Below are 765 nucleotides of genomic sequence, written 5' to 3'. Positions count from 1 at the left end.
CTCTGTCTCGACAACATCAACTGGCGTGTAGTGCTGGTAAATCAAGAAACCGTCTTCTGACGTTTCATGAGCGTCAGGCGTATCAATATACGCGGTACATGTGTAGCCAATGCTGTAAGTACCCGGGCCAATGTAACCAAACTCGTAGCTGTAGGTTGTATTGCCTTCTTCGTCTTGTGATTCATTCACGTTAGCTACCGCAACTGGCGCGTTGAGTGGAGCTGTCGCGCCCATATCGCCCATGGTTGAGCGATCCATGGAACCCGCATACAGGTAAACAGAGTGAACGGCAGGCACATCATGAATCGCGTTCCATGCAGCACTGTCTGCTTCGCAAGCTTGGTATTGCACGTTACTTACCGTGCCAGCGATATGGCCTGAATCTGATGCGTTCACCAAACTTACGGAATTCGAGTTCATGTTCATATGATCTTGGCCGACTGGGTCCGCCAGACCTTTACGCAAATCAAACTCTACAACGTAGCTATTGTGCCCAGTTTGAACTTTTACATACTGTCCTTTTGGGGAAAATTTCAAGCGACCCTGATCGCTGGTATCGGGCTTAAAGCCAAAGCAGCTACCACGACTTGGAACAACAAGACCTTTTACTGAGCCATCAGTTTTTTCGACATACGATAGAGATGTATCATTCAACTGTCGGCCATCTTTCGCGTAAACGCATATGGCGTAATCACCCGGAGCAATTTGTTGTTCGCGAATGATGGTTTTAGCATTTTTCCCTTGGTATTCCATCAAATCAACTTG

General features: G+C 47.3%; 1 protein-coding gene. It reads right to left on the bottom strand.

Features of this window, described 5'->3' with window-relative positions; genetic code table 11:
- The coding region (locus R7R24_RS26435) for a DUF4382 domain-containing protein (protein WP_318120079.1) at nt 1-765 on the bottom strand (765 nt) is incomplete at both ends.

It is taken from the genome of Vibrio sp. 704 (assembly GCF_033339295.1).
This window is presented reverse-complemented; position numbering and strand designations above follow the sequence as displayed.